This is a genomic window from Paraburkholderia fungorum (genome assembly GCF_046026025.1).
Classification (GTDB): Bacteria; Pseudomonadota; Gammaproteobacteria; order Burkholderiales; family Burkholderiaceae; genus Paraburkholderia; species Paraburkholderia fungorum_E.
In genome coordinates this window covers 140,455-160,951 of sequence record NZ_JAQQFL010000006.1, presented here as the reverse complement: position 1 = coordinate 160,951, position 20,497 = coordinate 140,455, and the positions used below count along the sequence as shown (strand labels likewise).

Here is a 20,497-nt window from a genome sequence, read left to right as displayed (position 1 = left end):
TTGCCCAGGCCGTCATTTCTGTTGCGGTGAGCATCAACGAATACGTTTGCCGTTGCCGATGTCGGTAATAAATCTAAAGTTTTATTTGAGAGGACTTCCATGCTCGGAATCAATAGCAACATCAACTCGCTGGTTGCACAGCAAAACCTTAATGGCTCGCAAAGCGCCCTTTCGCAAGCCATCACCCGTCTGTCGTCGGGCAAGCGCATCAATAGCGCAGCGGACGACGCAGCAGGTCTGGCGATCTCGACGCGTATGCAAACGCAGATCAACGGCCTGAACCAGGGCGTGTCGAATGCGAACGACGGCGTATCGATGATTCAAACCGCATCGAGCGCGCTGTCCTCGCTGACCTCCAGCCTGCAGCGTATTCGTCAACTGGCTGTGCAGGCATCGACCGGCACGCTGTCGTCGAGCGACCAGGCTGCGCTGCAGAAGGAAGTGTCGGCACAGATCTCGGAAGTGAACCGTATCGCGTCGCAAACGACGTACAACGGCACGAACATTCTGGACGGCTCGGCGGGTAGCGTGACGTTCCAGGTCGGCGCGAACGTTGGCCAGACCATCAGCCTGAACCTGAGCCAGTCGATGTCGTCAGCGAAGATCGGTGGCGGTCTGGTGCAAACAGGTCAAACGCTCGGCTCGGTCAACGTCAGCGTGGATGCGTCGGGTGCCTACACGACCGCTGCCAGCCCGGCCATCACGTCGATCAACGTGCTGTCGGACGGCAAGGGCGGCTACACCTTCACCGACCAGAACAACCAGGCGATTACACAGACCGTCGCATCCGCGGTGTTCGGCGCAGGCGCAACCGCAGGTACGGGTACGCAAGGCACGGCGCTGGCACTCCAGGCCGGTGCAACGACGACGGCAGGCGCGGGTTCCGCCGCTCAGGCTTCGGCAGTCGCGCAGATCAATGCGATCAACAGCCCGCCGGCGGTTTCGAACCTGAACATCAGCACGGTGACGGGCGCGAATCAGGCCTTGGTCTCCATCGACAACGCACTGCAGACGGTGAACAACCTGCAGGCGTCGCTGGGTGCCGCGCAAAACCGCTTCACGGCAATCGCCACGTCGCAGCAAGCTGAATCGACCGATCTGTCCTCGGCACAGTCGCAAATCACGGACGCCAACTTCGCACAGGAAACGGCGAATCTGAGCAAGGCACAAGTGCTGCAACAAGCTGGTATCTCGGTGTTGGCGCAAGCTAACTCGAACCCGCAGCAAGTTCTGAAGCTCCTGCAATAAGAGCTGACGTAGCACCGGCGATGCGCCGCGCGCGAGTGCGGTGCATCGCCGGTTTAAAGCGTCCGACCGGACGCGCCATGAATTCGGGTGTGGGTATTTTTCTGGAAAGCAATATTGCGCCACGCCACGCTGGGTACTGAGCGAAAAACGCTCGTTTTCCCACGACGATTAAATGCGAATCAGATCGCACCGGATCATCTCCGGAAAAACGTCACAAACTTTCAAGAAAGATAGTGTAACATTTGAAAAAATTGTAATAAAACTGATGTGACCACGACGTAGCCGGTTTGCCGCCGTAATGAGCATGACCACCGGGCGTCACGCAATAAACAACGAATAATTCGACGCACGGAGCCTTTGCATGTCAACGATCACTACGTCTGTGAATAGCGCGACGGCTAACGCGCAGAGTCTGGTGCAGCAAGCGGCGCAATCGATCATCAGCGGGTCGACCGGCAACTCGGCAATGGACGTGGCGTCGCTGGTGTCGGCCCTGGTGAATGCGAAGACGGCCGGCCAGACGGCGGCGCTCAAGGCCAAACAGACGACCGACACCACGACCCTGTCCGCCTTCGGCGCCCTGAGTTCCGCGCTGAACGCCTTGCAGGCGGCCATCAAGAATCTCTCGGACGGCACCACGCTGTCGACCTTCGGCGCTACGGCGAGCGGCAAAGGGCTGGACCCGGTGGCCGGCGCCGGCGCAGTGGCCGGCAGCTACACGATCGACGTCAAGCAGATCGCTACGTCGCAGAGCTTGTCGTCGGCGGCGTTCGACGGCGCGGCCAAGTTGGGCACCGGCAAACTGACCATTCAGGTCGGCGGCAAGTCGATGGATGTCACGATCGACAGCACCAACAACACGTTGAGCGGCATCGCCAACGCGATCAACAAAGCGGGCAACAACCCGGGCGTCACGGCCACGATCGTGACCGGCACGGGCGGCGCCCACCTGGTGCTGCGCTCGGCCACCACCGGCGCGGCCAACACGATCAACGTGTCCACCGGCAACGTCGCGGACGACGCCGGTCTGTCGAGCCTCGGCGTGAGTTCGACGCCCGGCGCGAATGGCGCGGCGTCCACGATCGTGTCGTCGGATACCAACAAGGCCTGGCGGCAAAGCGAGGGCGCTCAGGACGCGCTTTTCACCGTCGGCGGCATCGAGGCGAGCAGTTCGACAAACACCGTCACGTCGGCGATTTCAGGCGTCACGCTGAATCTGTCGGGCGCCTCGGTCGGCACCACGCAGACACTGACGATCGCGCCGGATACGACCGCGCAGAACACGGCCATAACGAACTTCGCCAATCTCTACAACACGGTTGTCACGACCATTAACTCGCTGTCCTCGTACGACAAAACGTCGAAGACCGGCGGCGCGTTGCTCGGCGACTCGACGTTGATGACGATCAAGAACTCGCTGGCGTCGATTATCGGCGGCGGCGTCGGCCCGCGCGGCTCAATGGCCACGCTCGGTGCGATCGGTATTTCGCTGAAGGGCGATCCGGCGGACGGCACGCTGGTGATCGACAGCAAGAAGCTGAGCACGTCGCTTACCAGCAATCCGGCGCAGGTTGCCACGCTGTTCAACTCGACCGACGGTATCGGCGCCAAGCTGAACAAGAGCATTACCGATTTCGTGAAGACGGGCGGCATCATCGATACGCGCAACAGCGCGCTGAACGCCGACCTGAAGAGCATCACCGCGCAACAGACCAACCTCGCCAATTACAGCTCGCAGTTGACGAAGCAGTACCAGAATCAGTTCACCGCGCTCAACACGCTGATGTCGACGATGAACAACAACTCCAAGTACCTGACGGCGCTGTTCGGCGGCTCGCAGAGTGCGGGGGCGTTGGCTACCAACAAGTAAGGCCGTAGCAAAGCGCGCACGCCGCCTGGGGTTCCGGGCGGCGTTTTTTTTTTGGGCGTTGCGGGTTTGCTGGAAGCAGACGCAGGGAAGCGGAGCCGGTGAACCGAACCTAATGAGGCAGACGGACGTTGAACCTGAACGTCGCCAGTCTCGAGAGCAGGATGAAGGCGGTGGCGATCAACACGCTATAGACCGTATCGACGTTCATGTAGTCCAGCAGCACATACAGCCAACACCCTGCAAAAGCGCAAGTCGCGTACGGCCGCGAATCGCGCAGAATCAGCGGCACCTCGTTGCACAGCACGTCGCGGATCACGCCGCCGAACACGCCTGTCAACACGCCCATCATCACCGACGTGAACCACGGCATCTGTGCGTCGAGCGCGATCGACGTGCCGGACACGCTGAACAGGCCCAGCCCCACTGCATCGGCCACCAGCAAAACCCGCTCGGAAAGCAGGCGCGACGTCATCTTCAGCAGCGTCGGCGCGAACAGCGACATCACGAAGATCGCAATCAGATAGGCCTGATGCTCGACCCAATAGAAAGGCCGCCGCTCCAGCAGCACGTCGCGCAGGGTACCGCCGCCGAAGGCAGTGGCAATCGCCACGAGGAAAGTCCCCACGGCGTCGAGCCGGCGGGTCCGGGCTTCGATAAACCCGGAAATCGCGTACGCGAAAATGGCCAGCGCCTCCATCACGGTCAGCGCCAGCGTCAGCCTCGGGTGGATCACCGCGGCTCCGTCAGGATTTGGGCTGAGCCGGCATGGCGCCCGGCTGCAACAGCACCAGCACCGCCCCTGCGCCACCGTCATGCGCACGGGCCTGACAAAACGCGATGACCTCGGACTTCTGTACGAGCCACGCGCGCACTTTGCCCTTCAGTACGGGTTCTTTGCCGATCGATCCGAGGCCCTTGCCGTGAATCACGCGCAAACACCGCAGGCCACGCTTCACCGATTCGCGAATGAACTCGGCCAACGCCTCGCGGGCTTCCTCGCGACGCATGCCGTGCAGGTCGATTTGCGCCTGCACGATCCAGTCGCCACGCCTGAGTTTTCGCACCACTTCCTGACTGATGCCGGGCCGGCAATAGGAGAGTGTTTCGTCGGTTTCGAGCAGGATCTCGGGATCGAACTCGTCGGAGATGGCTTCGTGCAGCACGGCTTCTTCGTCGAGTCGGGTCTGGACGGGCAGTGGCGACGGAGGATTGCGCGGCAAGGTGGCGCGCGGCGGGACAGCCAGCGGCGCAACGGCGCCGATCTCGCGGCGAAACAGATCGGCGTCCGCCGAGGCTTCGCGCTGCGCTGCCGCTGCTGCCACGCGCTCGCGTTCACGCCGTTGCGTGTCGCCCTTTAACGCATCGCGCAACGCGCCGAGGCCGGCCAGACCCGCGGCCGGTTCGATCTTCGGTTTGGCGACGGGCGCGGCCGCCTCTGGCGCAGGCCGGGCAACGGCACGGGCGCGCTTCGGTTCGCTAGGGTGGGGCTGATTCTTCGGCATAGGGGTAATACACAGAAAAGTAGATCGGTCGAGCGACGCATCCGACACGCGCCAGGACGCAAAAAAGGCCGCCGGCTTGTGAGCCGCGGCCTTCTTTCTTGCAAGCGGCCGGGCTATGCCCAGCCGCCATTTTACCGTTGCGCTTGCCCGTACCTGCCGCGCAGATTCGCCGGATGCGGATTCACAGCTTGATCAACGGTCGGCTTCAGCGCTCATTACGTGCTCGCCAATTTCTTCGACGCTTTCCAGATAACGCTGGGCATCGAGCGCGGCCATGCAGCCCGTGCCCGCACTGGTGATCGCCTGACGATAGACGTGATCCTGCACGTCGCCCGCCGCGAACACGCCCGGCACATTGGTTGCCGTTGCGAAACCGTTCAGGCCGCCCTTGGTGATGATGTAGCCGTTCTTCATCTCCAGCTGGCCCGCGAAAATATCCGTGTTCGGCTTGTGGCCGATCGCGACGAAAATGCCTTGCAGCGCGATGTCGGTGGTGTCGCCGGTTTTCGTGCTCTTGATGCGCAAGCCGGTCACGCCGGACTGGTCGCCCGTCACTTCGTCGAGCGTGCTGTTCCACTTGATCTCGACGACACCTTCCTTTTCCTTCGCGAGCAGACGGTCGATCAGGATCGGTTCGGCGCGGAACTTGTCGCGGCGATGGATCACCGTCACCTTGCTGGCGATGCCGGACAGATAGAGGGCTTCCTCGACCGCGGTATTGCCGCCGCCGATCACGGCCACATGTTGCTTCTTGTAGAAGAAGCCGTCGCAGGTGGCGCAAGCCGACACGCCTTTGCCCATGAACAATTCTTCGGACGGCAGGCCGAGATACTGTGCCGATGCGCCGGTCGAGATGATCAGCGAGTCGCAGGTGTATTCGGCCGAATCGCCGATCAGGCGGATCGGCTTCTCATCCAGCTTGGCCGTATGGATGTGGTCGAAAATGATTTCCGTGTTGAAGCGCTCGGCGTGCTCCAGAAAGCGCGCCATCAGTTCCGGGCCTTGCACGCCGTGGGCGTCGGCAGGCCAGTTTTCGACGTCGGTCGTGGTCATCAGCTGGCCGCCCTGGGCGAGACCCGTGACGAGCACCGGCGACAGGTTGGCGCGTGCCGCGTAGACCGCTGCCGTGTAGCCGGCGGGACCGGAACCGAGAATCAGAACTTTGGCGTGTTTCGTGGAAGTGGCGGGCATGATCGAAATCCTTTTACGGCGCCCGGCTCGCCCATGCGAGGCCGCGCGACTTGAGCTGGAACTATAGATGGGTATCAGAGCGGCATTATAAAGGGCGGCACGCCGGCCTGCTTCATGAAGCTTTCCGATCGCGGCGATAGCGGTGCCGCGGGTCCCGGCGGCCTTCCATGACGCCAATCGGCTAAGTTACCGTCATTTACAGCCTTGCGTCGGGCACTGCGTTTACAATAGGCCGCATCGATGGACCTGGCAGCCGGGACCGGGTCTGGAGCCGCCCCAAGGGCCGCTTCGGGCCGCGACTCCGGCGGCAGATCGGCCACACACGCAACAGGATCAATGGCAAAAGCTCCCTATTCCGCGAGCGCGCAGGCATTGCCGCACCGCATGTCGCGCCTTTTCACCGAAATCCGCTGGATCTTGCAGGTCGCGCTCGGCGTGTTTCTGCTCATGGCGCTCGTCAGCTACAGCCGGCACGATCCGAGCTGGACGCACGCCGCGCAGGTCGACCGCATCGCCAACTGGGCCGGCCGCGTAGGTGCCTGGACGTCCGACATCCTGCTGTTGCTGTTTGGGCTGTCCGCCTACTGGTGGATCGTGCTGCTCGGCCGCCATATCTCCGCCAATTACCGCCGTATCACCCGCCACGAGGATCTGCAGGAAGACGCGCCGCGCGATGCCGGCTGGCTCGCGGACGCTTTCGCGTTCATGCTGGTGTTGCTCGCGTGCGACGGTATCGAAGCGTTGCGCATGTGGTCGCTGAAAGTGCAATTGCCGCGTGCGCCGGGCGGCGTGGTCGGCGAAGCGGTCGCGCGCGGTATTTCGCATGCGCTGGGCTTCACGGGCGGCACCTTGGCGCTGCTGATCGTGCTCGGCATCGGCTTGTCGCTGTATTTCCGTTTTTCGTGGTTGTCGGTGTCGGAAAAAGTCGGCGAATCGATCATTTCGGCGGTCACGTTCGCCAAGCTGCGCCGCGAAGCCGGCCGCGACCGCAAATTGGGCGAAGCCGCCGCCGTGAAGCGCGAGGGCAAGGTCGAAAAGGGCCGCGTGCGGATCGAGGAGCACGAGCCGGTCATGATCGTGCCGCCAGTCGTCACGCCCGCCAAATCGGAGCGCGTCGAGAAAGAGCGGCAAGTGCCGTTGTTCACCGACCTGCCGGGCGACTCCACGCTGCCGCCGATCTCGCTGCTCGACGCGGCGCCGGCCGCGCAGGAAACCATTTCCGCCGACACGCTCGAATTCACTTCGCGTCTGATCGAGAAAAAGCTCAAGGACTTCGGCGTCGACGTGAGCGTGGTCGCCGCGTATCCGGGCCCGGTTGTCACGCGTTACGAAATCGAGCCGGCCACCGGCGTGAAGGGCAGCCAGATCGTCGGGCTGGCAAAAGACCTGGCGCGTTCGCTGTCGCTGGTGTCGATCCGGGTGGTCGAGACGATTCCCGGCAAGAATTTCATGGCGCTGGAGTTACCGAATCAACGCCGTCAAACCGTGAGTCTTTCGGAGATTCTCGGCTCGGCGGTTTATGCGGACGCGGCTTCGCCGCTCACCATGGGCCTCGGCAAGGACATCGGCGGCAAGCCGGTGTGCGCCGACCTCGCAAAAATGCCGCACTTGCTGGTGGCCGGCACGACCGGCTCGGGCAAGTCGGTGGGTATCAACGCAATGATCCTGTCGCTGCTCTATAAGGCGAGCGCCGAGCAGGTCCGCATGATCCTGATCGATCCGAAGATGCTCGAAATGAGCGTCTACGAAGGGATTCCGCATCTGCTGTGTCCTGTGGTCACGGACATGCGCCAGGCCGGTCACGCGCTCAATTGGGCGGTCGCCGAAATGGAGCGCCGCTACAAGCTGATGAGCAAGCTCGGCGTGCGCAACCTGGCCGGTTACAACAACAAGATCGACGAAGCCGCGAAGCGCGAAGAGAAGCTGCCGAATCCGTTCAGCCTGACGCCGGACGATCCGGAACCGTTGTCGCGCCTGCCGAACATCGTCGTCGTGATCGACGAATTGGCCGATCTGATGATGGTGGTCGGCAAGAAGGTCGAGGAACTGATCGCGCGGATCGCGCAGAAGGCGCGCGCGGCGGGCATCCATCTGATTCTGGCCACGCAGCGTCCGTCGGTGGACGTGATTACCGGCCTGATCAAGGCCAACGTGCCGACGCGGATGGCCTTCCAGGTGTCGTCGAAGATCGACTCGCGCACGATTCTCGATCAGCAGGGCGCGGAATCGCTGCTGGGCATGGGCGACATGCTGTATCTGCCGCCGGGCAGCGGTTTGCCGGTGCGGGTGCACGGCGCGTTCGTGTCGGACGAAGAAGTGCATCGCGTCGTCGACAAGCTCAAGGAGCAGGGCGAGCCGAATTACATCGAGGGCATCCTCGAAGGCGGCGTGACGGGTGAGGGCGACGAAGGCTCCGCGGGCGCCGGGGGAAGCGGCTCGGGCGACGGCGAAGCGGACCCGCTGTACGACCAGGCTGTCGACGTGGTGCTGAAGAACCGCCGCGCGTCGATCTCGCTGGTGCAGCGGCATCTGCGCATCGGCTATAACCGCGCGGCGCGCCTGCTCGAGCAGATGGAGAACTCGGGCGTGGTCTCGGCAATGTCGTCGAACGGCAATCGAGAGATTCTTGCTCCAGCACGGGAAGCGGAATAGGCGATCCATGTGGCTATTTCACCGAACTGGGGCCGCAACGCGCCGCATTCAAGTCCCGCTCATCGGTTCTGCTCATAAGCCCTGCTCATAAGCCCCATTTAAGGCTTTTTGCTTAAGCTGTGACTCAAGGCTGGGGGTTCGTCCCCGGCGGGGCGGGTCAAGCTGACCGTAGCGCTCACGCGGCCGGTACCCTCAACGCCCGCCGCCACGAGCGCTCGATAAATTCAATCAAGGGAGAAAAACACCATGCAACTATTCGCGCAGCAGCACGCCCGAGAGCGTGCTCAATCGGGCCGTTTTGGCCAACTTGCTCGCACGATCGTACGTGGCGTTGGCAGCGTGGCGATCGGCGCGTCGATGCTCGTCGCGTCGCAGGCATTCGCGAGCGGCACCGAGCAACTTAAAGCGTTCGTCGCACAAGTGCATTCCGCGCGCGGTACCTTTGTGCAGCAGGAAGTGCGCGCGCCGAGCAAGGCGCAGGGTGCGAGCGGCGTACTGTCCACGGCTGGCAAGACCGGCACGTCGAGCGGCACGTTCACCTTCGCGCGTCCGGGCAAGTTCATCTGGCAATACGAGAAGCCCTATGCACAACTGCTGCAAGCCGACGGTGACAAGCTCTACGTGTACGACAAGGATCTGAACCAGGTAACGGTGCGCAGCCTCGGCGGCGCACTCGGCGCGAGCCCGGCGGCGATTCTGTTCGGCAGCAACGATCTGGACAAGAACTTCACCCTGCGCGATGCGGGCGTGAAGGCCGGCATCGACTGGCTCGAACTGACACCCAAGGCGAAAGACACGCAGTTTCAGCGCGTCGGCATCGGTTTCAAGGACGGCAATCTTGAAGCGATGGAACTGCACGATGTGTTCGGCAACGTGACACTGCTGACCTTCTCGAACATTCAGAAGAATCCGCCGCTGCCGGCCGATGCGTTCAAGTTCACGGTGCCGAAGGGCGCGGATGTGATCAACGGTTAAACCGCTCCGGTTTGTCCGTGAAATAAAAAAGCCGCGCATTGATTGCGCGGCTTTTCTTTTGGCGGAGTATTGCGGTGGATGCAACGTCGAACCACTACTCCTCCACTTCCAGCACTTGCGCCGGATGCGCGGCCTTCATATCGTCGATAAACGCTTCGACGATATCCGTTCGATGCTGCCGTGCGCGCGTGACCATATGAAACGCCACGCGGTAGCGCATCTGTGCCGGATTCAACGCGGCCAGCAAACCTTGCTTGACGAACGGCGCCGCGAAATGCCCCGGCAGATAGCCGAGATGGTGCCCTGACAGCACCAGCATCGCGACCGCTTCCATGTTGTCAGCGACGGCGGTCACGTTCTGTGGCGTGGTCGAACTTTCGGCCTCGGGGAGCGGATAGCTGCGCCACGCCCATTCGTGAGCCGCAGCTTCGGCGGGCGACACCTCGCCGGCTGAAGCGAACAGCAGATGCCCCTTCGCGCAATACGCGAACTGATCTTCGGCGAACACCTCGGTGTACTCAAGCGACGGCACGCGATGCCAGAAATAGCCGATGCCGACCTGAATCCGGCCATTCAGCAGCAGTTCCTCGAGCTCGCCCGGCGAGCGCACCAGAATCGAAAATCGCACCGACTGATCGCGCGCCCGGAACCGGCCGATCGCGTCGCTGATACGCGCGCTTGCCGACACCGGCGTGTGGCCGATCATGCCGATATCGAGCGTGCCGACCAGCTTGCGGCCGACATTGCGCGCCTGCATGCCGAAGGTGTCGACCGCGGACAGCAGGGCGCGCGCCGCGTCGATGAATTGCTCGCCGCGCGCGGTCAGGCTGAAGCCGCCGCGGCCGCGTTCGCACAGCCGGTAACCAAGGCGTGTTTCCAGCGTGGCGAGCTGCGTACTGATGGTCGACTGGCCGACGTTCAGCGTGGCTTGGGCCGGCGAGACGCCGCCGGCGTCGACGATGGCGAGGAAGACGCGGATCAGCCGCAGGTCGAGATCGGTGAGTTGAGAGAACATACGTCAGGATACATCGCTACGAATCAATGTGAAGTTTATTCTGTTCGTATTTTAACTTGCGGGAAACTGCTCAAGAATCGAGACTCGCCCGGCAAGGTGCGCTTTTTCCGTTGATCCATCGGCCGGTTGCACAGATTTGCTTACTGCCCCCTTTTCATTGCCGAGACACGATGAATACTTCTTCCTTCATTTCCCCCGAGGCCGGCGAACGGCCGCAGCCGCTGTCCGGCAACGCCATGCCCCGCTGCGGCGGCATTGCGACGATGATGCGGCTGCCCAACGTCGGCTCGGCCGAAGGGTTCGACGCCTGCTTCGTCGGCGTGCCGTTCGATCTCGGCACCTCGAACCGTACCGGCGCGCGTTTCGGGCCGCGCCAGATCCGCAGCGAATCGGTGCTGCTGCGTCCATACAACATGGCGACGCGTGCCGCGCCGTTCGATTCGCTGCGCGTGGCCGATCTCGGCGACGTCGCGATCAATCCGTACAACCTGCACGATTCGATCAGGCGCATCGAAACCGCCTACGACGAAATCCTCCAGCACGACTGCAAGCCGATCACGCTCGGCGGCGACCATACGATCGCGCTGCCGATCCTGCGCGCGATTCATCGCAAGCACGGCAAGGTCGGTCTGATTCACGTCGACGCGCATGCCGACGTCAACGACACGATGATGGGCGAGAAAATCGCGCACGGCACGCCGTTTCGCCGCGCGGTGGAAGAGGGCTTGCTCGACTGCGACCGCGTCGTGCAGATCGGCCTGCGTGGCACCGGCTACGCGGCGGAAGATTTCGACTGGTGCCGCGATCAGGGCTTTGAAGTGGTGCAGGCCGAGGCGTGCTGGAACCAGTCGCTGGCGCCGCTGATGGCGCGGGTGCGTGAGCGCATGGGCGACGCTCCGGTGTACATCACCTTCGATATCGACGGGATCGACCCGGCGTTCGCGCCGGGTACGGGCACGCCGGAAATCGCCGGGTTGACGGTGCCGCAGGCGTTGGAAATCATTCGCGGCTCGCACGGCTTGAACATCGTCGGCTGCGATCTGGTTGAGGTTGCGCCGCCGTACGATCCGTTCGGCACGACTGCGTTGCTCGGCGCGAATCTCGCGTTCGAATTGCTGTGCGTGTTGCCGGGTGTCGAGTATCGGGCGTCGAAGCGGTGAACCGCGAGGTCCGCTAAATAAGGTTGATGACGCATGAAGCTAAAAGGCCTGCATTTGCAGGCCTTTCTGTACGTCGGGACGCTTATGCGACTCAGGCGTAAGCAGTCTTCCGAGCCGACACCAGCGCCAGATAACACACCGCGCCGATTACCAACGAGGGCAACGTCGCGCCCAGATTCGGCAGCCATTGATTGATCGCCTGATACGCCACGATGCCGATGGCCCACGACGCGAACGCGCTCAGATGCCAGCCGCCCGAGAAGCCATAACGGCCGCGAACGTCGCTGAGCGCGGCGGCTTCAATACGACGCTTGCGCACGATGAAGTGGTCCACCAGCATCACGCCGAACAGCGGCGCGAACACGGAGCCGATCAACAGCAGGAAGTTCTGATACTTCGCCATCGGCACGAGCAGGGCGATCGCCGTGCACAGCGCGCCGAATGCCGCCGACAACAAGGGCACGCTGCCGCGCGTCCAGAATGTCCCGGTCGAAACCGCTGCCGAATGAATGTCGGCGAATGCGTTATCCACTTCGTCGATCAGGATCAGCAGCAGGGCGAGGCCGCCGCCCGCTTGAGCCAGCGCGCCGGTCAGCAGCGCATCGCCACCGCCCGCCGCGAGGCCGTAGATCGCGCCGAGCGCATAAAACCAGATGTTCGCAATGCCATAGCCCAGCAGCGTGCCGCGGAAGGTTTCGCCGGGGCGTCGGCCGAAACGCGTGTAGTCGGCGATCAGCGGCAGCCACGAGAGCGGCATTGCAACCACCAGATCGATTGCGCCGCCGAACGACATTTCGCCGGTGCCCGGACGGCGCATCAGCGCGGCCAGATCGTGCCTGGCAAGCAGATTCCATGACAGCCACGCGGCGCCCGCCAACAGCAGCCAGATGCCCCAGGTACGCAGAAACCGGCGCACGAACGACAGCGGCCCGCTAATCGCCAGTAGCGTCGCGAGCAAACCGAAGATCACGGTCCAGATCAGCGGCATTGAGAAACCGAAGGCCTGCTTGGCGAGCGCATCGGCGGAATCGCGCATCACGATGACCTCGAACGAACCCCAGCCGACCAGTTGCACCGCGTTCAGCACCGCCGGTACCGATGCGCCGCGTACGCCGAGCGTCGGCCGCAACGACGACATGGCCGCAAGACCCGTATCCGTGCCGACTACGCCGGCCAACGCCAGCAACAGGACGCCGATTGCGCTGCCGATCAGGATCGCCAGCAACGCATGCGGCAGCGACAGCCCCGGCACCAGCAGCGCGCCCGCTTGCGCGACCAGCAGGCCGATGCCGAGCGAGAACCACAGCGCGAAAGCGTCGCCGGTGCGGAACGCGCGGCGCGCGTCGGGCACCGGCGTGAGCGGTGCGTAGGTGGAGCCGGCGTCGCCGGCGAGTGAATCTTGTGTCATCTAATCGTGTCCCTGTCGACCGGAGTTAGCGTGTCGGTTCATTGTCGGAATTTTGCGCGAACGGTGCTACCCAAATCCCTTCGCCACAGTGAACAGTCATCGGCCGAACGCCGTCACTGTCATAATGCAGGACGTTGCCCGCATGCATGCCTGCGTGCGGGCGTGGCTCACCGGCAGCACGCCGCTTTCACACGGACCGCGTCCGGAAAAGCCGAGATTATCCCTAAAACGCCATGTTTGAAGAACCCCGTGCCAATGTTCCGCTCGCCGAACGCCTGCGGCCCCGCAATATCGACGAAGTGATCGGCCAGAAGCACCTGCTCGGGCCGAACAAGCCGCTGCGGGTCGCCTTCGAATCCGGCGAAGCTCACTCGATGATCCTGTGGGGCCCGCCCGGCGTCGGTAAAACCACGCTCGCGCGGCTCATGGCTGACGCGTTTCACGCTGAGTTCATCGCGTTGTCGGCGGTGCTCTCGGGCGTGAAGGATATCCGCGAAGCCGTCGAGACCGCTCAGATTCATCGCGCGAACGGGCATCAGACGCTGGTATTCGTCGACGAAGTGCATCGCTTCAACAAGAGCCAGCAGGACGCGTTCTTACCGCACGTCGAGTCGGGGCTGTTTGTGTTCGTTGGCGCGACGACCGAGAATCCGTCGTTCGAGGTAAATAGCGCGTTGCTCTCGCGAGCGGCAGTCTACGTGCTGAAAAGTCTCACCGACGAAGAACAAACCGAACTGCTCGACCGCGCGCAGAACGAGCTCGGCGGCCTCACATTTACCGACGAAGCCCGCGACGCCCTGATCGGTTCCGCCGATGGCGACGGCCGCAAGCTGCTGAACAACCTGGAAATCGTCGCGCGCGCGGCGGCCCGGCAGAAGAGCACCGAAATCGACGGCGCTTTGCTCGGCAGCGCGCTTGCCGAGAATCTGCGCCGCTTCGACAAAGGCGGCGACGCGTTCTACGACCAGATCAGCGCGCTGCATAAATCGGTCCGCGGCAGCAGCCCGGACGGCGCGCTCTACTGGTTTTGCCGCATGCTCGACGGCGGCGCGGACCCGCGTTATCTCGCCCGGCGCATCGTGCGCATGGCGTGGGAAGACATCGGCCTCGCCGACCCGCGCGCGGCCCGCATCGCACTCGACGCGTCCGAAACCTATGAGCGCCTCGGTACCCCCGAGGGCGAACTGGCGCTGGCGCAGGCGATCATTTATCTGGCGGTCGCGCCGAAGTCGAACGCCGGGTACAACGCGTATAACGAGGCGCGGCGGTTTGTGAGCAAGGACCAGTCGCGCGGCGTGCCGGTGCATCTGCGCAACGCGCCGACCAAGCTGATGAAGGAACTCGGCTACGGCCACGAATATCGCTACGCGCACGACGAACCCGATGCCTACGCGGCCGGCGAGACTTATCTGCCGGACACCATGCGCGACCCGCATTGGTACGAGCCGACGCCGCGCGGTCTTGAAGGCAAAATCGGCGACAAGATGGCGCGGCTGGCCGAACTCGATGCGCAGTGGCGCAGCGAAAACAAGCCGAAGAAGGGCTGAGCGTTTGCGCCTGGCCTTCTGCGGCCGGTTCGGATGCCGTGTCGCCATTCCGCACGCCTTGACCATCTAACGCACCGGCCGCCCGCGCCGGTGCGCTAAAATCGCTGCTTCATACAACGAACACCCGCCCCATTCCATGCTCGACATCCAGCTGCTGCGCAAAGACCTCGACGGCGTCGCCAAGCGCCTCGCCGACCGCGGCTATACCCTCGACGTGGCGGCCTTCGCCGCGCTCGAAGCGGAACGCCGCGACACCCAGACCCGTACCGAAGAGATGCAGGCGCGCCGCAACACCCTGTCGAAGCAGATCGGCGGGATGAAAGGGCGGGGCGAGGATACCTCGGCGCTAATGGCCGAAGTGGGCGGTATTGGCGACGAGATGAAGGCGTCGGCGGCCAGGCTCGACGACATCCAGAAGCGTTTGTCCGACCTGCTGCTCGGCGTGCCGAACCTGCCGCACGAAAGCGTGCCGATGGGCAAGGACGAAACACAGAATGTCGAAGTGCGCCGCTGGGGCACGCCGCGCCAGTTCGATTTTGAAGTGAAGGATCACGTCGACGTCGGCACGCCGCTCGGCCTCGATTTCGAAACGGGCGCGAAACTGTCGGGTGCGCGTTTCACGTTGCTGCGCGGCCAGATTGCGCGGCTGCATCGCGCGCTGGCGCAGTTCATGATCGACACGCACACGCTGCACCACGGCTACACCGAGGTGTACACGCCGTACATCGTGAATCCGGAGATTCTGTACGGCACCGGCCAACTGCCGAAATTCGCCGACGACATGTTCCGCGTCGAGAAGGGCGGCGACGAGAACACGATCACGCAGTATCTGATTTCGACGTCGGAAATCTCGCTGACGAACACGGTGCGCGACAGCATCGTCGAAGCGGAAACGCTGCCGATCAAGCTGACCGCGCATTCGCCGTGCTTCCGCTCGGAAGCGGGCTCGTACGGCCGCGACACGCGCGGTCTGATCCGCCAGCATCAGTTCGACAAGGTCGAGATGGTGCAGATCGTCGCGCCGGAAACGTCGTATGACGCGCTGGAACAGATGGTCGGCCACGCTGAGACGATTCTGCAGAAACTTGAATTGCCCTACCGCGTGATCACGCTGTGCACGGGCGATATGGGCTTCTCGGCTACCAAGACGTATGACCTGGAAGTGTGGGTGCCTGCGCAGAATACGTATCGCGAGATTTCGAGCTGTTCGAATACGGAGTCGTTCCAGGCTCGCCGCATGCAGGCGCGTTTTCGCAATGCGCAAGGCAAGCCGGAACTGCTGCACACGCTGAACGGGTCGGGCCTGGCGGTGGGCCGCACGCTCGTGGCGGTGCTCGAGAACTTCCAGAACGCGGATGGTTCGGTCACGGTGCCGGTGGCGCTGCGTCCTTACCTCGGCGGTGTGGAACGGCTGGCAGTACCGGCGGCTTGATACCGCTTGATGTCGCTTGATAGCGTCACCGATTGCCGAGCCCCTTTGAAATTTTTTGACCAAGGGGCTTGGAAAGTGGGTTCAGCTGTTCTATAATCTTGCTCTCCCAAGCAACGACCCGCTTGGATCTGACGAGATGGCAACTAAGTAGCCTTGTTGCTGTGAGTTGGAAGACCCGGAAAGGTGGCAGAGTGGTCGAATGCGCTGGACTCGAAATCCAGTGTACCTTTAGGGGTACCGTGAGTTCGAATCTCACCCTTTCCGCCAAATTTAAAAGCCCCGCAGAACGAAAGTTCTTGCGGGGTTTTGCTTTTGGGGCGGCTGAATTGTGTTCTATCGAGTGATACCGTGTTGTTCATTCTTTCAGATCAAGTCGTTACAAACACTTGGGATGAGCATGACCTCCAATTTCCGGATTACGTCTGGCCGTGCCACGTTGGTTGCGACAGTTGTCGGTCATGGCGACCCGGTCGTCTTTCTGCACGCCCGCGTCGCTGATAGCCGCATGTGGCACGCACAACTGGATGGCGTCGGCGCTCACAATAAGGCTATCGCCTACGATCGCCGGGGCTTTGGCGAGACCCGCGCCGACGCGGAGGACTTTTCTGCCGTCGCGGACTTGATGGCGGTGATTGATACCGTGGCGAACGATGAGTCGGTCATCCTCGTCGGATGTTCACAGGGTGGGGGGATCGTGCTCGACGCGGCCCTTCGGCATCCATCACGTGTCCGTGCCCTCGTTCTCATTGCGCCCAACGTAACTGGCGCGCCTGAGGCAACTTGCCTGCCTGAAATCGAAGCCCTGCGGATGCAACTGAAGGAAGCCGAAAGGATCGGTGATATAGATCGGGCGATCACGATTAGAACGCGCCTTTCTCTGGACGGCCCACTGGAACGAGAAGGTCGTGTCACGGGTCAGGCTCGCCAACTGTTCGTGGAAATGAACTCAGTTGCGCTCAGGTCTGCGCCGACCGGGACGAATCTTGATGCCGCGCCTGCCTATCATCGTTTGGGTGAGATATCGGTGCCATCGCTGGTGATTTGTGGTGACCTCGACCTCCCCAGCACTCAGGAGCGCAGCCGTTATATTGCAACCACGGTATCGAACGGGTCGTACCATGAATTGTCCGGCGCGGCCCACCTGCCGAGCCTGGAGCGGCCGGCGGAAATCACGAACCTGCTCACGGCATTCATCGGGCGCTGCTCTGGCCGTGAGGAGTAGCCTGGCCGGGATTGGGAGGCCGACTGCCCGGTGGCGCTGACGTTTGCCGCCGCGAAGAAAGGATTCATGCGGCGGGCATTACTTTGCAGGGTCGAGCGTTTCCCCCTACATCATGGGCGTTCTACACGTCTATTATGATTTGAGCGCAGCGGGCAATACGACGACAGCGGATGAGCCGTCGATTTCCATGATGGGCGGATGCATGAATTGAACGCCCAGAGTCAGATTAATTCCCGCGCGCGATCACTACATCGAAAACAAAAAAATGGGGAGACAGGGATGCGGCTCATCATTGGGATGGTGATCGCGCTTGCAGGCAGCGCACTATTCGCCGGCATTTCGTTCGCGCAGACATCCACGCCACCCGTTGCCGACTCCGCGCCGTTATGGACCGCGACTGCACCCGGCCGGCCGACCTTGCTGCTGCTTCCCACCATTCACAAGCTCGCCGCTGACGATCCGCGCATCGACGATCGGCTGTCACAAGTCGCAAGCCGTGCTGAGGCGCTTGTGTTGGAGGGGCCTCTTACCGTGAGCAAAAAGGAGCTGCCGACGGTGTTTCGCTACGGGCAATACGGTCCGCAGGACAACATCACAAATCATGTCAGCACGCTGACGGCTGAAGCACTTGCGCGATGTGCCCGGCAGAGCGAAGAGGACATTGTTCGGTTTTTTCAGTTGAAGCCATGGCTTGCAGCACTGACGGTGGATGGAGCCAGGATGGCAGGTCGTCTTCCAAACCAGATAAAGAATGGCAAGCCGTCTCCGCTTAGCGCGGGCATCGACGAACGGCTGCTCAGGATCGCCCAACGGAACATGATGCCGGTGATCTATCTGGAAACGCTCAGCCGGGCAATGAAGATGTTCGACGACATGCCGGCGGATGAACAGGAGGCCTACCTGAAGAATCGTTGTGCCGGCTTGACTGGTCCTGCGCCGGGCGAACTGGACCTGGGTGAACTCGAACAGGCATGGCTGGACTCGGATATGGCGCGAATCGAGCGGCTATTGACAACCCGTGATCCGCTCGAGAACCAATCGGTTTACGACGCAAACCAATACATCCTTCATGACGGCACGAAAATTTTTGCTACTGCAATAGAACGCTACGGCTACTTTCACGGCAAAGGTCCGATTCTGATTGCGGTCGGCGCAGCGCACTTCTTCGGTGACGACTCGTTGCTGGAGCGGCTCAAGGCGGACGGCTATACGATTACGCCGCCGCCGGGCGTCGTCAGGACTGCATGCGGGCAGAAAACGCAAAATACAGACACGGCATCGCAGCCGTCGGCCAGGCGTTCGGTCAGCGCAGTCTGCCCGGCGCGACCGACGCAAGCAGGTTGAGCGCTCGCTGCCGAGGCTTCAACACGACTGGGTGCTAAAAGCGGCCGTCACGCCGCAGTTGAATCTCGCTTCACTGCCACGCACTTGATCTCGACCAGCAAGCCTGGATGCGCGAGTTCGGACACGCCTATCGTGGTCCATGCGCATGTGCCGCGTGGGAAAACCCGATTCTTCACCTCGCGGAATACAGGCATATGCGTGCTCATCTGCACGTGGTACGTCGTCATATCGACAACATCCTCGAAAGTACAGCCAGCCGCTTGCAGCACGACGCGCAGATTTTCCCAGCATGCCAGGAATTGCGCCTCGGGATCGGCGATTACTCCAAGGTCTGCGGTACGCCCGACCTGCCCGGCACAGAAAACAGTAGCGCCGACCTTCACTGCGGGGACATAGCCTGCACGCTCTACGATAGGTTGCATCGTCGGTGGAACGATCAATTCGCGATCTGTCATGTGATTTTTGCGGTACGGGATTGAGTCGCTTATTTGTGGTGGTCCGAATTATGACCGCGGATGGTTAGATCATGTTCCGATCAATGATGTTCGCTGTTCCAGTAGGTCAGTCTGATGCACCGCTCAGACTATCGATGTCGCTTCCAACCCAACCCCGCCTCATCCCAAACGAAGCAACAAACGCGAGCCCCGCGCCGCACACAAGCAGAAGCGCCGGCGCCTCCATCCAGCCCGTCCTCATAATGAGCATATTGGCGGCAAGTGGCGCCACGCCCATCGTTGTCGCCAACCCGATGTTGATCGCCAGCGCCACGCCGCTATAGCGCACGCCGACGGGAAACATTTCCGCAATCGCGCACGCGAACGTTCCGTTCGCAAACGAAGCGACGAGCGCAGCCATTAAAAAGACCACGCGCAAATCAGTTTGATGACGAGCCAGCGTCAGATAAAAAAATGGCGCGAACAAGGCGGATAACACAGCGCCGGTTCGAAACAGATAACGTCGCGGCAGCACGTCGCCGATGCGCGCAATCAGCAGCATGCATGCAGAGATTGCCACTACATGTAGCGTTTGAGCGGCGGCAATCCGTTGCGGTTCATAGTGAAGCAGCCGCAGCCACGCAGGTGCATGCGCAACAAGCAGACCGTTGCTGAGGCCGACCAGCGTCGACGCAACGACTCCGACGGCGACTGGCCCGCGATAGTCACGCAGGAGAACGGACAGTGGCTTTTGCTCACGTGCATCGCCAGCCTGTGCATAGGCGTCGGTTTCCGGCAACGTTCGGCGCAGCAGAAAGCTAAGCAGTCCGATTACTCCGCCGGCGAGAAAGCCGATGCGCCACCCGAACGCGTCGATCTGTGACGGCGCGAGCGTTCGTTGCTCGATGAGGTTGATGCCCGCAGCAAGCAGTAACGCCATGTTGACCGCGAAGAACACGATGCCGCACGAGAAACCCGGTTTCATACGCGCCGTTTCAACCGCATAGACGATCGCACCCGGCAGTTCTCCGCCGACACAGAATCCTTGCGTGAGCCTCAGCGCGAGCAACAGAAAAGGGGCTGCCGCGCCCCACGCGCGATACGACGGCAAGATCGCGATGAACAGTGTCGAGACCGCCGCGATAATCGCCGACCACGCAAAAACCCGGCGGCGCCCATACCGGTCGCCTAAATGACCGAAGAAGATGCCGCCTAAGGGCCGCGCCAGAAACCCCAGCGCAAATACCGCAAACGACAACGTCACGGTCGACAGACCCGCGCTGGCCGGAAAGAACGCCCGGCCGATCTCTTGCGCGAAAAACCCGTAGATGACGACGTCGAAAGTCTCGAGCGCGCCCGCTGTGCTGGTCGCGAGGATCGTCCAGCGCTGGTGGGCGCGCAGCGTCCCGGTGCGCATCGGGAGTGAACTGCCGGTCATGGCCGTTCCTCTGAAATGCCTCGTAAATCGTCCATCGCGCCCACGCACCTCACCGCGAA

At 62.2% G+C, this 20,497-nt stretch carries 16 protein-coding genes and 1 tRNA gene; 10 read left to right on the top strand and 7 right to left on the bottom strand.

All coding sequences use genetic code 11. The annotated features are described in order from the left end of the window. The first annotated feature begins 99 nt into the window (after window positions 1-99). On the top strand, window positions 100-1,248 hold the full coding sequence (locus PQR67_RS09600) for a flagellin (RefSeq protein ID WP_408457539.1): 1,149 nt from the start codon (window positions 100-102) through the stop codon (window positions 1,246-1,248). Window positions 1,249-1,609: 361 nt separating this feature from the next. Then, window positions 1,610-3,118 (top strand): flagellar filament capping protein FliD, encoded by a 1,509-nt coding sequence (gene fliD / locus PQR67_RS09595; protein WP_408457537.1) that lies wholly within the window; start codon window positions 1,610-1,612, stop codon window positions 3,116-3,118. A 109-nt stretch (window positions 3,119-3,227) separates the two neighbouring features. On the opposite strand, the gene PQR67_RS09590 is transcribed toward fliD, so the two are convergent. The 3 genes from PQR67_RS09590 to trxB form a co-directional block, all read right to left on the bottom strand. After that, on the bottom strand, window positions 3,228-3,848 hold the full coding sequence (locus tag PQR67_RS09590; RefSeq protein ID WP_408457741.1) for a trimeric intracellular cation channel family protein: 621 nt from the start codon (window positions 3,846-3,848) through the stop codon (window positions 3,228-3,230). 13 nt (window positions 3,849-3,861) lie between these two features. Further along, entirely contained in the window at window positions 3,862-4,620 is a 759-nt protein-coding gene (locus PQR67_RS09585) for a Smr/MutS family protein (protein WP_408457535.1), read from the bottom strand. Window positions 4,621-4,812: 192 nt separating this feature from the next. Then, on the bottom strand, window positions 4,813-5,811 hold the full coding sequence (gene trxB, locus PQR67_RS09580; RefSeq protein ID WP_408457532.1) for a thioredoxin-disulfide reductase: 999 nt from the start codon (window positions 5,809-5,811) through the stop codon (window positions 4,813-4,815). A 336-nt stretch (window positions 5,812-6,147) separates the two neighbouring features. On the opposite strand from trxB, the gene PQR67_RS09575 reads away from it, so the two are divergent. Both PQR67_RS09575 and lolA read left to right on the top strand, forming a co-directional pair. Then, a complete protein-coding gene (locus PQR67_RS09575) occupies window positions 6,148-8,463 on the top strand; it encodes a DNA translocase FtsK (protein ID WP_408457529.1) in 2,316 nt (771 codons plus the stop codon). A 246-nt stretch (window positions 8,464-8,709) separates the two neighbouring features. Beyond that, the gene (lolA, locus tag PQR67_RS09570; RefSeq protein ID WP_408457526.1) at window positions 8,710-9,438 is read left to right on the top strand and encodes an outer membrane lipoprotein chaperone LolA; all 729 of its coding nucleotides are present in this window, start codon (window positions 8,710-8,712) and stop codon (window positions 9,436-9,438) included. 94 nt (window positions 9,439-9,532) lie between these two features. On the opposite strand, the gene PQR67_RS09565 is transcribed toward lolA, so the two are convergent. Beyond that, complete coding sequence (locus PQR67_RS09565; RefSeq protein ID WP_408457523.1) at window positions 9,533-10,453, bottom strand: LysR family transcriptional regulator; 921 nt, start codon at window positions 10,451-10,453, stop codon at window positions 9,533-9,535. A gap of 170 nt (window positions 10,454-10,623) precedes the next feature. On the opposite strand from PQR67_RS09565, the gene speB reads away from it, so the two are divergent. Beyond that, entirely contained in the window at window positions 10,624-11,613 is a 990-nt protein-coding gene (gene speB, locus PQR67_RS09560) for an agmatinase (protein ID WP_408457520.1), read from the top strand. A gap of 91 nt (window positions 11,614-11,704) precedes the next feature. Here the strand turns inward: speB and cytX are convergent, their stop codons facing one another. Beyond that, window positions 11,705-13,021: a putative hydroxymethylpyrimidine transporter CytX gene (gene cytX / locus PQR67_RS09555; protein ID WP_408457517.1), complete on the bottom strand. Its 1,317-nt coding sequence runs from the start codon at window positions 13,019-13,021 to the stop codon at window positions 11,705-11,707. Between the two features lie 233 nt (window positions 13,022-13,254). On the opposite strand from cytX, the gene PQR67_RS09550 reads away from it, so the two are divergent. From PQR67_RS09550 to PQR67_RS09530, 5 genes are all read left to right on the top strand, one after another. Further along, window positions 13,255-14,568: a replication-associated recombination protein A gene (locus PQR67_RS09550; protein ID WP_408457514.1), complete on the top strand. Its 1,314-nt coding sequence runs from the start codon at window positions 13,255-13,257 to the stop codon at window positions 14,566-14,568. A gap of 136 nt (window positions 14,569-14,704) precedes the next feature. Beyond that, window positions 14,705-16,000 carry a serine--tRNA ligase gene (gene serS, locus PQR67_RS09545; protein WP_408457512.1) on the top strand — a complete coding sequence of 432 codons (1,296 nt, stop codon included), beginning with the start codon at window positions 14,705-14,707 and terminating at the stop codon, window positions 15,998-16,000. Window positions 16,001-16,177: 177 nt separating this feature from the next. Further along, window positions 16,178-16,267, top strand: a tRNA-Ser gene (locus tag PQR67_RS09540). Window positions 16,268-16,397: 130 nt separating this feature from the next. Further along, window positions 16,398-17,222 carry an alpha/beta fold hydrolase gene (locus PQR67_RS09535; RefSeq protein WP_408457509.1) on the top strand — a complete coding sequence of 275 codons (825 nt, stop codon included), beginning with the start codon at window positions 16,398-16,400 and terminating at the stop codon, window positions 17,220-17,222. Window positions 17,223-17,420: 198 nt separating this feature from the next. Further along, window positions 17,421-18,566 carry a TraB/GumN family protein gene (locus PQR67_RS09530; RefSeq protein WP_408457507.1) on the top strand — a complete coding sequence of 382 codons (1,146 nt, stop codon included), beginning with the start codon at window positions 17,421-17,423 and terminating at the stop codon, window positions 18,564-18,566. A 47-nt stretch (window positions 18,567-18,613) separates the two neighbouring features. On the opposite strand, the gene PQR67_RS09525 is transcribed toward PQR67_RS09530, so the two are convergent. Next, window positions 18,614-19,021: a RidA family protein gene (locus PQR67_RS09525; RefSeq protein WP_408457504.1), complete on the bottom strand. Its 408-nt coding sequence runs from the start codon at window positions 19,019-19,021 to the stop codon at window positions 18,614-18,616. 106 nt (window positions 19,022-19,127) lie between these two features. Beyond that, the gene (locus PQR67_RS09520) at window positions 19,128-20,438 is read right to left on the bottom strand and encodes an MFS transporter (protein ID WP_408457501.1); all 1,311 of its coding nucleotides are present in this window, start codon (window positions 20,436-20,438) and stop codon (window positions 19,128-19,130) included. Window positions 20,439-20,497 lie beyond the last annotated feature (59 nt).